Below are 15,852 nucleotides of genomic sequence, written 5' to 3'. Positions count from 1 at the left end.
GGTAACAAGTAACGTCGCCTGCACCATTCGCATCAAAAAGGTATATCCGGTGGCCCCTTCCGATATTCAACCACAACCGCTCCGCCCTGATTCTGGGTCACGTATATCTCTTGGGAACGCTCATCTGGTGTGCCACGTGCGAACCCCTTTCTGGGCCGATGGTTCTTGCCAGCGAGATCGTGCAGGCGATGGGTGCCAAATTCCCAACCGAGACGTTCCATAGCCGCGTTAATCCGGCGGGCATTGTCAGGCGACATCCGAGAAGTGTCGAGATTCAGCAAAAGCTTGATGCTGTCCATCGAAACCTTGCCAGTACGGCCGTCAAAGTTGTCGATCAAAACCTCGGCAAATTCATCTTCCACCATGCGGAAGCCTTGGACACGCCTAGCCTCTTCCCACAGGTGTTTGGATAGAACGATAGAACCACCTTGGCGTTCCCTAACAACCGCCTCTGCCCAAAGTTGGTCTACGTCCGCAAAAAAGCCTTTCATGTCGATCTCGCCAGCTGCGACAGGCCAAATCCGACGATTACCTGTCAGGTCGCGCAGGTATCTGAAATCGTTTGTGGTACCCAGGATTATGCAATGGCGGCGAAACTCCGTGGCGTTGCGCGCATAGGCTGCGCGGAATAGATCGATCGCGGTGCTGAGAAACTTCTTAAGGCTCTGGCTGGTGGTCTTGTTCAGACCGTCCAGTTCCTGACATTCCACAATCCAGGCGCGAGACAACAACTCGGCCTTTGTTTTGTCATCGCTCTTGAGATCCAGACTGCCACAGAACCATTCATCCCGGATGGCTAACTTCACTGCCAACTGGGACTTACCCGCACCTTGCGCACCTTCAAGCACGAGCATCGTATCGAACTTAACACCCGGCTGTTTGATCCGACGGACGCCTGCGATCAGGAACTTGCTGCCAAACTCGGCGTTCAGTTCGTTATCGTTCGCCCCACAATAGGTGGCCAACCAACGGTCAATGCGCGGTACGCCATCCCATACCAGATCATCAAGATATTCAATTACAGGATGGAACCGGTTTTCGTGGGCGACAGAAATCAGTTCGCGCTTGATAGCTGCAGGGCTGGCGACGAAGTTGAGATCACGGCTAAATGCGCTGCACAAAATCTCACCGATATCATTGAGATCGCGCCCGCCGAGTTGAAAACCAGAAACTTCATCCGTTTGGGTAAACAAGTTCCGTTGTGCATGAATCCCCAATTGCGCGAAAGCGTAACGAATATTCTTCGGATTGTGAGCATAAGGGAAACCGTCCTTATTGACGGCAGGCCAGCCACCAATCTTGGTTTCCAGAACAGTCAGCGCGCGCTGAACCTGACGTATCCCGTATTTCAGCGGATTCGGGTTGTCGAGAACGTGGGCACTGATGCCGAAATCGGGGTCGGTAATGATGGAGACCACGTGGCCCGGTTTCATTCCCTTGCCGAGCATCCAAAGTGTCGCCGCGAATACCAACTCGGAGCGAGATCCATAAGGCTTATTCGGAGGGTTCTTCCCAGTCATGATCACTTTCGCCCATTTCTCGTCTGGGGGAACAATCTCGCTCAAGTCATCCGGCAGAGGCTCGGCACGGATTTCAAGCTGAGCGCCCGAATTGGCTGCGGGAACCAACGGAAGCTTCGGTTCGCGTTCGGCACGAGGCAGATCGAAATCATTCACCGAATAAGAAACGGGCGGTTCGTCAAAATGCGCCGGGTGCAAATGAACAGCCACCTTCGGAGCGCGTCCGGACGCGCGTTTCTTGTCGTTCAGCCAGTTCATAGTCCAAGGCAGACGCAGCAAGCGCCCCGCGTCGTGAGTACCTGCCCCGCCCTGCAGCGCGAACAAAAGGGCGCGGTTCAGTTCTTCGGCCTCCGCAATCGAAATCGGTTCAGCCAAACGCCACACGGCTTGGTATCCACCTCCCGTAAACCAAATGGCAGTGGGATGCGGAATGCCCTTCGGACGATGTTCTACTTCGAACAGGAGGTTCAAAATCCGTTCGTCTTGTTCCTTCTCTCCTCCTGGATAGTCCTTGTGATCCAGGTCGACATGCAAAAAGCGAACTGCGGTCAGGTTTTCCTTCTTACGAGGTCCGGCAAGAAACTCGGCGTCCGCGACGAAGTACAGATTGCGCTGCCATTGATCGTTGTTATTGCTCGCCACGAACTGGATTGCGGCTGTATCGTCTCCTTGCAGATAAGTCTTACCCTTGGGGCGGGATGCCCCTTGGCTGTTCATGTTTTCCAGATAGAGCTTTGCTCCAATGGTCAGCCACCGCAAGAATGCGATGGCCTTGTTGGGATCGGGGCGAAGGTTACTGGACATCCGCGCCTCCCTGCGGCTCACAGGTCAGATCAGACAGCCAGTTTTCAACGTCTACCCGGCGGTAGAGAATTTTACCCGAGCGGCCCCCGGAATTGACCCGAATGAAACGGGGGCCGTAGCCGAGACCGCGGCCTTTCTCGAAGTAGCTCGCGCTGAGGCCGGTGATTTCCGGCAACTGCTTGGTTGTCAGAAGTTCAGATTGTTTGGACATTTTGTCCTCCTTTGTCATCGTATGATGACGAGGACATTGCCAACCACCTGACGATCGGTGTTGCGAAACAATTCCCATTTAATTCGCAACACGAGTGTTTTGACTAGCGACTCGTTTTTACCCCATTTTCCCGCAGTTCTTTGCAAATTAAATCAAGACTTTGTGCTTCCAATGTTTCCGCGACGTAGTCGTGCTCAACGGCCTGATAAACAAAATACTCGCGGAAATTGATCCCTTCACCTTTACCCCGCTTCCGATAATAGCTGCCGCTGAACTTCTCACGAAGACGGTCGTAGATCGCTTTCCTCGCCTGTTCGTTAGGTGGATTGAAGAATTTGTCGGTTGCCTCCTTAGCGAGAGCCAAATCTTTGCGAATTTTGGGTGGCTTGGGCGGGTTCTTCTCTCTGCGGTGCTTCATGACCCAAAGGAATTTATTTCCTTTGTCGACATGATGTTCATGACCCATAAACAACAGCGCAGGCAAATCTCCGTCCTGAGCAACAACTCTTGCCTTTGAATTCTCTCCCGTAAGGGCGCGCATTGCATTTCTGAGACGGGATTCTGGTGTATCTTCTCCAATTGGATGGGCTTTAATGATTGCCAAGAGCAGCTTTTCCAGAAACGAGCGGCCAAATAATGTGCCGACTGAATAACTTTCATAGTCTTCTTCGGTCTGGTTGAAATCTTCGTCGGACATCCCAAGTCTCCCCATCATTTAGAATGGTTGTGCATCGGCTTGATACATCGCGCGCGCACGCGCGAGGGTGCAACCGAATGATCACCCGTAAAACACATGCTTTTCGCAAATTGTGTGGTCAAGGACGCTCACGGATTCCGTCGGAGCGGGACACGCCGTCCCGCTGGGTATCCTGACAGCCGTCGATGGGGCGGGGTCACCGCACGATCAGTCGCGCGGCTCTTTCAGCTCCAAGATGCGCTGCGCCACCAGTTCGACCGGTTCCCGCAGACGCTCAACGTTCACCACGATATAGCCTCCGGTCACATCGCCATTGGTCCGGTGATTAAGCAAGCGCTTGAGCGCATAGTAGGGCACGTCAAGGCTCTCAGCGATGGTGATGAAGGTGCGTCGCAGGTCGTGCAGGGTGAAACTGACACCAGACCCTGCGGTGACTCGCTGGAGGAACTTCTTCGTTTCGACAAGATGACCGGTCTTACCCGGTCCGGGGAATACCCAAGGGGAGCCTTTGTTCAATTCACGCCGTTGGGCCAATAGGTCCACCAGAAACTCTGACAAAGGCAGGGTCAAGGGGTCGCCGTTCTTGGTCGTCGGCAGGTGAAGCGTCTTTGCAGACAGGTCCACGTTGTCCCAGCGCAGTTTCAACACCTCGCTGCGGCGCATTCCTGTGAACAGGGTTGTAAGCAGGAAGTCCCGGGAGTAGTCCGGCTCCGCCATCACGGCTTTCCACCAAGCAGGCAAATCAGCCGAAGTCACGACAGTCTGACGGCGCTGATCCTTAAACCATGCCCGCGCTTGGGTCAGGATTTGCACCGGATTAGGCGGATAATCATCCTGAGTTGCAGACGTGAAATTGTAGAGAGAGCGAAAGTGCCGCATCACGTTGTTGGCGGTGGTTTTCCCATGTTTCTTGCCGATATCCTGATGCTTCTTAAGCACCATCTGACGGGTAATTTCCTTCATCTCCAGTTTGCGCCACGCTTTGAGATACAGTTGTACGGTCCGCCTGTAGTGTTCCACTGTACTGGGTGACAAAGTGTTGCGCGTCTCGAAGAACCGATCCTTGGCCAATTCCAAGGTGACCCGCTCCTGTTTTTCCTTACGTTTTTCGGCGTTAGGATCACGCCCTTCGGCCATTTCACCGAGAATGACCAACGCCTTCTTGCGGGCGATCTCGGGTGCGAATACATCCGCCCGGCCTATTGTGACGCGGCGTGTGCGTCGGTTCACCTGCCCCTCGGCAAAGAACACCTTGGAATTGGCGCCGACCCGTAGGCCAAAACCTGAAAGCATAGTGTCGCGGTAGAAAACCTGACCGCTGTGCGGAAATGGGATATCATCAACGGCACGACGTGTAAGACGTAGATTTGGCATTGTGACCCTCCTTATGGCCACATGTCATTATAAGCATACTCAGATAAAAAGCTCGACTTTTCATCGAGTTATGAAATCTGGTGCAGTGCGCTCAGTAACAATGAAAGCGACTGCTACGAAAGCGGGTCAAATTTTATCTATGACGTCAAATCAGATTGACACTATTCGAAGGAGTTCCACATGTCTTCAAAATGAATGGAGTACTCACCAGAAGTCATATTGTAGGGGATAGGTGTCAGGATAGGTGATGAACGGGTTTCACTTCGGATGCGCTTGAATAATTCTGCTACTGTGTTCTGTACGTGCCCCATTTCCAAGCGCAATCGGACAAATTGATTCATTGTGGCCGGTGCAGTATTTGAATTTCTTTGAGGGAAGCCAAATGACGAAAAGCGCGCCGCCTGTTGACCGATGGCAAACAAGTAGACATTGTTGGGGGTCGTATTAACAACCGGAAACTGTAGACTCTTCAGTAGACGCTCGGTTCCCTCTAATACTATCCATTCCTGAACCTTACTTGACCAAGTATCAACCTGATCCACGAAGTTTCGGGACCTACTAATTTGCTGCCTATTATTGGCTCCGTTAAATTCTTGCCACTTTAGTTGAAAGAGGCCAATTTCACCCGTCATAACATCTAAAACAGCTGCATCAATATCCGTTATAGTCTTTCCGTTTCGTTTCAAGCGGGCACGACTTTGTAACCGACGATATCTGTTCCCTTCAAACAGGTTGTGAATTTCTTCAGCCATCTGGGCTTCTCGATGAATGCGAACTGAATTCTTTGTAGGAGCGTCGTTGTTCAACTTCTTGAAGGTATCAAGTGGATTAGAAAATAAAAATGACATGGGTTCCAAAAGGTATTCTTTGGAGATCTTAATGAACGGGGGACAGACTGGTGTTACATCGGATGACAGATCGACGTTTGGAGCAACACCATATGTCGACCGATCAACAATTGTTGAAACAATAAATGGATCAAGATTTGCGAAGTTGGCCAATGAAGATACAATCTCTGACTTTGGCTTCCATACAGTATTAGCTAGCCAGTAGTTGACTTCATCAAATTTCTTTTTCCCAACCGCTACAAGTTGACTGTGGCTCAGACGAGAGCTCATGCATAGACCAAGAATAGAGGCGATATCTGCCCCCTTTAGCCCTCGGATACGAGCCTGGGGAAAGAGGCCACTTTGACGTTGCCATTCTGAAACTTGGGGTAATACCAAACTTGCGAAATGCTCATCGATCTCTGGTGTCGTGGCGTACCCTACGATAGTACCATGAGGCATTTTAAATGGATGAACTACTTGTGACATCTCCTCCTGAATGTCCTCTTGTTGCCATACAGTGAGGAGCTTTCTCTCAATCTCTAGCTTCTTCTTTCGTTGTTCTAGATCGCGCCATTTAAAGTCATCAATCCTATCTGAAAACAGATCGTTTTCTGTGGAGAGCAACATTCTAACGCGTATCTCTTGGCCAGAATGCTCAGCAGAAAAGTTGCCGTGCCTAACGAGCTCAGCTGTTTTCTTTAGGATTACGCTGCGCCCAAGTTGGTGGAGAAGCGTTGTGCTGGCCTGGAATTGTTTCGAGCCCACTGATGATACTGGGACACCAGTTTGCTTGCCCACTCGTCCTTGCAAGAGTTTTAGCAGCGGATTCCAACCTCGGGATACAAGGCTCATATCAGGCACAGAAAGCGAAGACTTGGCGTCCTCAAGAAAGTTGTCGACCAACAACCAGTAGTCGAGTGCTTGGCATGCCCCAATCAGGATAGAGGTGGCGGAAATGTTGGAAGTACGGGAAAGCTCATGCTCTACTGAAGAATACTCTTGAAGGGCAAGCCTTTCTAATGTTTCAGCTACGTTGCTTGAGTTCATTGCTTTGTAGTTTCAGCTGGATCTGCATGTATAAAACTTCTAAATCTAGCGGTGTCGCCGAATGTTTGCGGCCTATTTTACTCTTGCGATCAAATGGGTAATCCCTCTCCAAAAACTTGTTCGAAAAACACTCCGACACACCGGTAACGTTCAAAAGTGATCAACGTCTATATTTGGTTGGCCTGTTCTACTCATAAATGCACCAAATCTCTGTACCAAGTTGCTTAGAAAGGCAGGGGCGAGCGAAGCCTTGCGATTAGCAAGCAGATTGCTGAGTTCTTCGTATGAGGTTGTTTTGAGCTTTTGAAAGTCCACTAAGCAAGCTTCGTTTTCGCCAGGAATAGGTGGAAGAAAGTGGCGTGACTGAGGGATGTTCTGATTCACTAAATCACGAAAATATTTTGAATGCTTTTCTTTTTGCGCATGGTTTTGGGCATCACGCACGCGGGCTTTTTTTTCACCCCAATTGTCAACCCCGACTTTGCATGAGGCCAAGAGGACATTCGTCGCCTTACCGTTAGCCATATCGCATTGTGGCGTTAAAATAATCCATCGGCCGTCCTCGAAGTCAAAGATGTCTCCTGTGTGGGCGCGTTTCGACAAATATGAGGGAACAATATAGCTTTCATAAGGATGCCAAGTTGAATCGTCATCGGCGCCTAAGAACTCCGCTGTGTGGCTGGCATATTGCCGAGAGACCGCAGTAACCAAAGCGTCTGTTTCACCTTGGAACGCATCCTTCATTGTCTCCCAGTTCGGCCATATCCGCCTAGCAAACACTTCGCTTGTAGATTGTTCCAGCTTCTCACGGACAGCCTTCAGAGTATCCATGAGGTCCCAATGGTTTGTTATCCAAGAAATGGCTTCGTCGTAGGCATGTTGTGCTTTTGTGAACGTCCGAATGATACCGGTTTGACGGAGTTCTGGCTCCACTTCCGCTGAATAACCGGAAACGATAGCTACTGGTATCCCGCATTTAAACAGCAGATCACTTGTTAATTGGTTTCCGCGGTCGGCAGAGGTGCCGGGTGTATCTGGATCTTCTGGCAATCGAAGATCGACAAGTGCACAGTCTATCTTTCGCTGCCGAATAATGTTGTAAGCAGATGCTAGGTCATTAGCGATTAAAGGCTCGAGAACTATGTTCTGATCGTGGTTTGCTTCATTCCAATCAGCAACCGCATCTTCAAGTAATTCAACCATGCGTGCTTCGTCTTCAACTGCAAGCAATGTCTTTTTATTCAATTTTCGATCTCCGCTGGAAAGACAATCTCAAAGAGCGTGCCGGAACGATGTTCCGAATGGAATTTTAGGCTTGCACCTGATCGTGCCAAAGCCTCGCGTGCTATGTTCAAACCAAGTCCGGTGCCACCGTCTTTTAATGTGAAACGAACCTCAAATATTCGCTCTGCAAATTCCTGCGGGACACCGTGGCCATTGTCTTCGAAAAATATATGCCCACCCTCTTCTGTACGCGTCACAATCACGCTAATTTTGGGATCCGCGATCTTCTTGTCTTCCAGCCAGTGAATAGAATTTCCAGTGAGATTCACAATTGCGGTTGTCAAGTCTTCTGGATGGCCGAACAATTTTAGACCAGGAGCTTCAGTTTCAAACGATGTTTCAATGTGATGTCCATCAAAAAGCTCAACTGCATCACGAATGACTTCCATCGGATAGAAATGCGAAGGTTGTTGCCGCCGTCCCCCAGCTAGAGGGCTCAATCGGTTAAAAAGCATAGCGAGCTTGTCACCAGAAGCCTTCAAGTTTGGAATTTTTTTCTGATAAAACCTATGGGCATCATCTTTGGCGGTACCAGAAGCAGACAACAGCGCTTTCAATCGCAGTTGTAGTTTCTCCGAAGTGTTTTGAACGTAAGCTGCTTCGGGGCGCCCTTCATGCAATACCTCAGCAAGAATAGCCCCTAACGAGGATTTTGCTTCAAGCACTCGCTGCCGCTCACGCATTCCTTCGATGCGCGCGGAAAGTCTCTCACTTTCAGCATCTATGATACGCTCGGCTTTTTCTTGTTCGTTGGGGTCAAGTAACTTTAAAAATTTTCGCACGCGTTTAAGTTCGGAAAGCTCTTTCAGCTCATCAAATGTGCCGTTGCGCGATCGAGCAATCCCCGCTTTATCTCGAAAGTCGAAGCGGCGCGGCTCCAACTCCGCTGCAAGAAGTCTCTTGACGGAATTTGTCAAATTCATGAAGGCTTCGTTGTCTTCAAACCCTTCGCGGCTACTGCGCTCAAAGAGATTAGATTCTTCTTCGCTGCCAACCTTGAGATAGCCTGCAATTTGGTTGTGCCCAATTCGCAGAGATGGGTTTTGAACGCGCCGCGTATCCAGTGCGAGCCAGTCGTTCGCTTCGTCACCGTAAGGTCTGATTCTGAAACCTTGTCTATAGATGCTGACCCCGGAAATGCGGTTCAGAACCTGTTTGGCTTCGTTGGCTGACATGTCCCCAAGGCCTGCGTTTCTCATGTTACTTTTTACGGCGTCTGACTCACGATCAAACACATAAAGCTGAACCCCTACCTGTCCTGGAGAACTTTTCTGCGCAATTCCGGTTCCAGGCAGCACAATTTCTTGTGCCCCCTGTCCAGCACGATGATTAATAAACTCACCTTTGAATGACCCGTCGGCTTCCAGTGTGCCGGTCAGCTGATAGTCGCAAGCCGTCAGTAGCGCAAAGGGGTGAATTCTCTTTCCGGGCCCAGTATATACAACACCCTCGCTTCCGGGTTCGGCATCGCCAAGGATTTCGTTACCGTCGAAGCCACATGTTTTAGGCGTACACTCGGACAAGTCCATGTATACTTTAAAGTCTTCTTGGTCTTCACTTCGGACCAAAAAGGGAGACAATAAACGCCGTAGTTCTTGGTGGAGTTTGGCTAGCCTTTCTTTGGTCCAATCCTCGTGCAACCGGTTAATTTCTATGGTTGTTCCAGTAGGACCATCGGTCGATTGCTCTAGATAGTCGATCTCAATATCAGACAGGTATACATCGTCATTAAATATGTTCCAATCTAGCTCAGGAATCAGTATCGAAACGCCTTGATCGTTCAATGACGTAGTTGAAACAAGCGACATCGTTTGGCCAAGCTTCGCCGCGGCAAATCTGCCGATACCCTTCGACCCCATCATTATTCTTTTCTTCTTAGGTGAATGCCTAGACTTAAGTTTGGACGATGTTGCCGGTTCCATCCACTTTGTCTGAATGTCAGAAAGCGCCATACCGTGACCATCATCTGAAATCGAGATCCTACCATCACCCTTCTCCAGCGGTGGAGCAAACTTGATCGCAACATAGGTGGCATCCGCATCATATGCGTTTTTCACCAACTCAATGACCGCAGCTTCCGGTCCGCTGATGAGTTGATCACCAATTGTCCGGATAATCCTTGCCTTGGGGTGAAAGCGTAGAACGTTCTTTTCAGTTTCTTCCAAGTTTGCCTCCGCAACTTCCAAATTTTTGCCCAAAGACCTTCATCCCTTGCCGTTTCGTCAAAACCAATTCGAAGTATAGTGCATAAGAAAAATTGACACTTGTTCTTGAATAGTAGGTAGTGGTCGAAGTGTTTTTCGGGGTCGGCGGCAAATTAGTGATCACATTTTAGTTGAATTTTTATCCGATCGATCGTTCGGTCAAGATCATCATTAATACTGCATTCCCATATCGTTATGGTTTTCCAACCCAGGCTCTCTAGGAGTTGAACCTGTTTTTTGTCCCGCGCGATAGTGTCGCGAAACTTCAGTTCCCAAAACTCTGTATTAGTTTTTGGTGTCGTAGCGAAGCGGCAATCTCGATGCCGATGCCAGAAACACCCATGCACAAATATGACAGTCTTGTATTTGGGTAGAACGATGTCGGGCGTTCCCGGTAAGCCCTTCACATTCTTGCGGAAGCGAAACCCCTCTTTGTGCAACCGAGAGCGTAGAGCCGTTTCCGGTTTGGTGTCTTGCCCCCTTATTCGGGACATATTGAACGCACGCTGCTTACGTGAATGCACATCAACCATCTGCATTCTCTGGATCAAATAGCTCAGAAACTATGCTGGCAAGTTGCAGGGCTAGAAATGGTGGCACTGCATTGCCGACTTGCTGATACTGTTGTGTGCGGTTGCCAACAAAATAGTAGTTATCTGGAAACGTTTGAAGGCGCGCTGCTTCCCGAACAGTAAGGCTTCGACATTGCTCAGGGTCAGGATGGATATAGTAGTGCCCGTCCTTGGAAATATGGGACGTTATCGTCGTTGATGGTAGCTGCATCGCTTGCACGCGAAACCGATCACCGAACCCCCTTACTTTGACTTTGTTTGTTTTGGCGTCCCTTATATTGCGGTGGGAAGGGAGAAATCCTTCGGGCCAATGTTGCAGTTTCGGTGTACTACCGAGTTTCTCAGTTGCCAACGCCGCAAAAAGATAGCGTCTCAGATCGGAGGCCATGTGAGTTCGAGTTTCATGCTGAATAATGCCCTCCAGTCGTTCGTCTGCCAGCCATCGCGTTAGCTCTGAACTGGCTTTTGCTTTCGTCACATGGGGCAAAAAGGCATCACCACGTTCTAAGTCCGTTTTGGTTCGCTGCGAGATGCTTTCATACTTCTCGAGGATGCCCAGCGCGTTTAGTGTGTCCCTGTCGCATTGATCCAGCTCAAATCTTAATGCACCCAGCCAATTTTGAGCGTTGTCAGAAACTCGAGAGACACCACTTCGCAAACGAGGCAATCCGCCCAAAACACTCCGAAGGTCAACAGAGTTGAGTGGGGTTAGACTCGCAGGTGTGCCCTCAATGTCCTCTCTGAGGCCTAGGATAATCACACGGTGGCGGGCTTGCGGGATACCAAAGTTTTCGCACCGTATTAGAAAATCTCTATCACGAAGTTCAACGTCGTCTTCACGAGGAAGAACAAAGGAAAAAAGCTTGTATCGGTACCTCTTTCCCTGACGAAACCCATCCAACTCGTCAAAAAGCTCGTCGTTTTCGAGCGCAGTCCACGGGTTCGAAAGGTCTTCTCTCATCTGTTTGAACACGGGAATGAATTCGTCAGCGCGCTCTGGGTCTGGTATCCGAGAAGATAACAACCCCTTCACATTCTCCATCACGAAAACAGATGGCTGGTGGACTGCAACTATTCTGAGGTATTCTCGATACAGCCTATGCCTGTGATCGTTATAGAACTTATTCAGACGATCAGTTTCGATCCGCTTGATACTATCTTCGTCTAGGTCGTCGTGAGAAAGGACTGCACCCAATCCAGTCATACGGGACCGACCTACAAGGGAATAGGCTTGGCAAGGAGGACCGCCAAGCAATACCCATTGCTTGGCGCCACTCAGAGCCTCTCTGATACGCAGATGAAGAGAAGCTTCCGCTACCCTGCCGAGTTCTGCATTCCATACGCGGCCTTGCGCCGCTTCCCACTGGTCATACTTACGCAGCTCATACAATTCGGCCTGACCACGAATGACCCTGTAGTATTCTTCGGGGAGATCAGAGCCCTCAAATTGATGCACAAATGCACGAAGAGATAACGTTTTCGAGGCGACTGCGTCTTTCTCGATTGATAAACGCGATTGAAAGTGAACGTCCCTGCCACGGAAGGATCCAAATCGCGAAAACCCTTCTCCTAAGCCGCCAGGGCCAGCAAAGATGTCAATAAATGGTATGTGCATGTATCGGGTGCAGTCTTTTTGCGCAGTAGATCATGTAATGAGCTGTTCTGCCAGGTCAGAAACGCGGGGCATGTAAATTTTTGAGAACCGGTCAATAGATTGGGGGCGGGATACCGCCATCACAGAAATGCTCCGGTTTGCTGTTTGCGGTCAACACAGCCGATTTTCTTCGATTTCGAGCCAGACGTTTGATGCAAAACTGTCAAATAAAACCGTTCGCGCTTCCACCAAGTGGACTTAGGTTCAATGCGCTGCCCCATTTGGGCGTGCACAACTAAGCTTCGAACCTTGCGCGGGTTCTCTCGATGAACGATCCGATCTGATCCAGCGGATCATCTCCTCTTTCGGCTTTAAGAGCCAACTCCTTTAATAGCTCCCTACCCACTCTAACGGTGGGATTTCCCTTTCGTACCAATTCGGGATCGAACTCGACCGAATGAGACCACATGCAGTTTCTCAGAACCCATTTCTGGATGCCACTTGGTGCACCTCCCTTTCGATTGCAGAAATCTACAGTCATGCCAGCTAGTAGGTCTGCCAACTGGATAGTCGGATGTTCTTCTGAAGATCCAAACTCGATTGGAGCAACGAGGTTCCCCCGGAGTTCGATAGACGTTCGACCATTAGTTACCGGAACCGATTGATCTTGACCGACCCAAGCATTGAAATGGTCCGCCATCTGAGTAAGCGGTTTTGAGTCGTCGCACAGGACCTGAAGTCTTGGATGGCGATGCCCCCACCACTGAAACAGCAAACTGAATAGAGACGTCGAAGTTAGGTCCAGCGCCCATTTCCCCGTTTCATCATTCCCCGGGCGTAGATGTTCCGTTTCAGCAGCAATTCGATCCGCATATCCCACGCAAAAACTCTGAATCCTTTCCATCACGATATGATGTTGGCCGTTTGCGCCGAACAAATCTGGTGCGTCAGCCGGCCTAAATGAGCGCATAAATGCCTGCATTTGGGTGCTTAGCCCAGAATAGTCTGTGCCACTGTCTCGCATCAGGAAGAGGATTGCATTCATCATGTAGCGGTGAAAATCGATACGATAGAAAGCAAGGTTGTTCTCGGACAATACAGGTTCGAAGAAGTACTCAAAGAACTTTCCAGCCAACGCCGCGCGCTTTTCGAAAAAAATTACTCTCGATCTTCGATCTGTAATCTCGCAAATCCGATCTGATAGCTCGTCCCAGTCGCGGCGTCTCTTGAGGCGAGTGGCTTTTAGTTCACCGCCCTGAAGGCGGAAATCTGTTTTTAACGACTCTAAGAACTCACTTGCTTCCGGTGGCGAGAGATCGTGTGAAGCGTAGACAAAGTAAGGCTGATCTTCGTTAAGTAGATCGGGGCCTGTGAAGCCAGACTCGTCAAACGAAATCAACGTCCCGGATTCTTCATCAACCGGCATGTGCAGTACCTCATTAATGGCACGGGCTCTGCCAGAAACTCAGTAGCGGCCGCGGGCAAGAATTGGAACTCACACTACCGAAAGAGGTAGCTCTGGGCTAGTAACAAGGAACTAACTGGATGGAATTTTTGAAATGACTACGATGGTTTGCTGGAAATCTGTCGATCAAAATAAGCGACAGACTCTAAATCTTTGTTCTGACAGTCGGTTCGGGGATGATGCGGGAAATGTCTGGGACTGCGGAAAGAAGTTGTTCTTCTCTAAAGTTTTTCCGGATGTGTTCGGATTTGTCGGAGAGGCGCTGCCGCCGCAAACGGCGCTTGCGCAGCTAATAGATGCAATAGACACCAAATCGTTAGGTGCGCGCTCACCAGATCCGGCTCTGCGTGTGTCAAAATACAAGTCATACCTTGATGCTACCATTGGGAGCTTTCCTAAAACTCGATCCGTCGAGATAGTTTACGCGACGCGCGACGACCGACAGAATTCTCTACCACTTCAAATCTTTTCCATTTTCTTCGCGCCTGGAAAGGGGGCGGGAAAGACTACAGCGATTCAAACGGGCGGTGCGCAGTCAATGCTCATCCGAGCTTTTGGTACTGACGAGAATGACTTCATGAAGATGTACGCTGCTGTGCATGCCAAACAGCAAGGATACATGAGCCGAGCTGTTTATTGGGCATTTATTGACCATTTGGCCTCCGGCGCAGATAAGTTTACCGGCGGTTCACCCCAAATAGTCCGGCTAGGAAGTGCCGGACCGGCATCTGCTGTCGGGATTTCACACAATGGAAATCGATACTTGCTTGGTTTCGAACTTGATGCTTCTCAACTCGGAGAGACCGAAGTTAAGGATTGGCACGACGAACTGTATCAATATGTCGACCCTGTATCGGCACAACCTCGGTCAAAAGCACAGCGAATAGCCAGACCCCGATGACCTGTCGGATATTCCAATCCGCTCAACAAAATGGACATTAAGTGACTGTCTGCTTTCCTCGCTATGTTAGCCGCGTTGTGGGCCTCAGCAGCCATCTATATCGGCGATTTGAGTGCACCACATCTTCCTGATGGGTCTCTTTGCGAGTTCGCTTATGTCGATCAAATTTCGTACTTCATCTACCACGTGGTACTTGACTGGATGGCCGACACATGCCACCTACCACGAAGTAGGTGAAGGAGGCTGATTATGAATTTGATTTCTGATGCTCAACAAGCGCTGGACAATATTGACCGGTTGCAAACCGAGTTGGCTCAATCCCCAGAGTTGGTTGAGAGGCTTGGCCTTGTTCACGCTTGGTATGTCGATACGCGTGACAAAGACCATCCTCGCTTCGGCTTTTCAAAGTTCGTCGGTTACAAGAAACTAGATTCTAAGATTTATCTTGATAATTACAAAGACTTAGATGGTCGCAATACTGAGTGGATCCTTAAGGATTTTTTTGATGAACTCCAGCCGGGGACCACGGACTATCAGCATTATCATGAAGAACTAACGGACTGGCTTGGCGGCATGGGGCGTTCGCCTAGGAAGAAAGTTCGAATAATGGTGTTGAAGCCCCAGTTTTTTGATCAAGAAATGGACGAAGACCGTCGGCTACTGGAACTCCTAAAGGCGGTTGTGGCGATGTTACCGCTCCAGCAGAGGCTTGAGCTTCGCGGCTATCTCTAGTGATCTATCGCTGCTCCTTACCGCCCAGTGCAACCCTTCGAGGACTGGGCGGTTTCTGTCCACCAATCACATAGCCGCTTTGTTGTTTAGATTGCTTTATCGATTGCTCCCAATTGATCAGCAAAAACGACCCTAACACATCAATGTATGATGTTGGCAAACCGATGCTGAGTGTCCCACGCGGTGATTTGTGAAGTGAGATATGCGAGAGCGTTCGTTGTTGAGGTGCCTACAGACTCGTCGAATGGGTAGGGTCAATTAGTAGGGTCCTACAAATTGGGTTAGTAGGGCATTAGTAGGGCGTGGTCGTCAAAAGCTCTGAAACGCTGTGCGATGATGTCCAAGGGCGAATCCTAAATTAGTCAAGCAATTGTAGAGCCTTATGAGACTTCCTGTGGCGCTGTCTACCACCGTGCAATAACTCGACGTTAAAATTCGTAAGCGATGGGTCGGGGGTTCAAGTCCCTCATGCGGCACCACTCTTACTTTTGACACCCATAAAATTTAGAAATGGAACCAAAACTTTCGATAAGTTCGCAAGGTGAAGTTTGCACTTTGTTGAAGTATAACGTCGGATTGATGCCGCCAGTTTGACTTTGTAGGGCTCCAAGCTTGTT

Annotated in this window: 12 protein-coding genes; 2 read left to right on the top strand and 10 right to left on the bottom strand. The window is 49.6% G+C overall.

From position 1 onward, the window contains the following. Nucleotides 1-32 precede the first annotated feature (32 nt). The 10 genes from GOW93_RS04730 to GOW93_RS04685 form a co-directional block, all read right to left on the bottom strand. On the bottom strand, nt 33-2,324 hold the full coding sequence (locus GOW93_RS04730) for a VapE domain-containing protein (protein WP_170381971.1): 2,292 nt from the start codon (nt 2,322-2,324) through the stop codon (nt 33-35). Further along, nucleotides 2,314-2,535, bottom strand: a complete 222-nt coding sequence (locus GOW93_RS04725; RefSeq protein ID WP_170381970.1) for a helix-turn-helix transcriptional regulator — start codon at nt 2,533-2,535, stop codon at nt 2,314-2,316. The genes GOW93_RS04730 and GOW93_RS04725 overlap by 11 nt, the downstream gene beginning before the upstream one ends. Nucleotides 2,536-2,638: 103 nt before the next feature. Further along, nucleotides 2,639-3,232 (bottom strand): hypothetical protein, encoded by a 594-nt coding sequence (locus tag GOW93_RS04720; protein ID WP_170381969.1) that lies wholly within the window; start codon nt 3,230-3,232, stop codon nt 2,639-2,641. Nucleotides 3,233-3,439: 207 nt separating this feature from the next. Further along, nucleotides 3,440-4,606: a tyrosine-type recombinase/integrase gene (locus tag GOW93_RS04715; protein WP_170381968.1), complete on the bottom strand. Its 1,167-nt coding sequence runs from the start codon at nt 4,604-4,606 to the stop codon at nt 3,440-3,442. A 161-nt stretch (nt 4,607-4,767) separates the two neighbouring features. Then, complete coding sequence (locus GOW93_RS04710; protein ID WP_170381967.1) at nt 4,768-6,483, bottom strand: hypothetical protein; 1,716 nt, start codon at nt 6,481-6,483, stop codon at nt 4,768-4,770. A 150-nt stretch (nt 6,484-6,633) separates the two neighbouring features. Next, complete coding sequence (locus tag GOW93_RS04705; RefSeq protein ID WP_170381966.1) at nt 6,634-7,728, bottom strand: response regulator; 1,095 nt, start codon at nt 7,726-7,728, stop codon at nt 6,634-6,636. After that, nucleotides 7,725-9,932: a sensor histidine kinase gene (locus GOW93_RS04700; protein WP_170381965.1), complete on the bottom strand. Its 2,208-nt coding sequence runs from the start codon at nt 9,930-9,932 to the stop codon at nt 7,725-7,727. The genes GOW93_RS04705 and GOW93_RS04700 overlap by 4 nt, the downstream gene beginning before the upstream one ends. A gap of 152 nt (nt 9,933-10,084) precedes the next feature. After that, nucleotides 10,085-10,504 (bottom strand): very short patch repair endonuclease, encoded by a 420-nt coding sequence (locus GOW93_RS04695; protein WP_170381964.1) that lies wholly within the window; start codon nt 10,502-10,504, stop codon nt 10,085-10,087. Further along, nucleotides 10,497-12,158, bottom strand: coding sequence for a DNA cytosine methyltransferase (locus GOW93_RS04690; RefSeq protein ID WP_170381963.1), 1,662 nt, complete (start codon nt 12,156-12,158; stop codon nt 10,497-10,499). The genes GOW93_RS04695 and GOW93_RS04690 overlap by 8 nt, the downstream gene beginning before the upstream one ends. Nucleotides 12,159-12,432: 274 nt before the next feature. Further along, a complete protein-coding gene (locus GOW93_RS04685) occupies nt 12,433-13,563 on the bottom strand; it encodes a DUF3800 domain-containing protein (protein WP_170381962.1) in 1,131 nt (376 codons plus the stop codon). Between the two features lie 133 nt (nt 13,564-13,696). On the opposite strand from GOW93_RS04685, the gene GOW93_RS04680 reads away from it, so the two are divergent. Both GOW93_RS04680 and GOW93_RS04675 read left to right on the top strand, forming a co-directional pair. Continuing rightward, nucleotides 13,697-14,503 (top strand): hypothetical protein, encoded by an 807-nt coding sequence (locus tag GOW93_RS04680; protein WP_170381961.1) that lies wholly within the window; start codon nt 13,697-13,699, stop codon nt 14,501-14,503. A gap of 249 nt (nt 14,504-14,752) precedes the next feature. Then, a complete protein-coding gene (locus GOW93_RS04675; RefSeq protein ID WP_170381960.1) occupies nt 14,753-15,235 on the top strand; it encodes a hypothetical protein in 483 nt (160 codons plus the stop codon). Nucleotides 15,236-15,852: the final 617 nt, after the last annotated feature.

It is taken from the genome of Ruegeria atlantica (assembly GCF_013032455.1).
Taxonomy (GTDB): Bacteria; Pseudomonadota; Alphaproteobacteria; order Rhodobacterales; family Rhodobacteraceae; genus Ruegeria; species Ruegeria atlantica_B.
The sequence above is the reverse complement of the archived record's forward strand: the minus strand, read 5'-3'. Positions and strand labels throughout refer to the sequence as shown.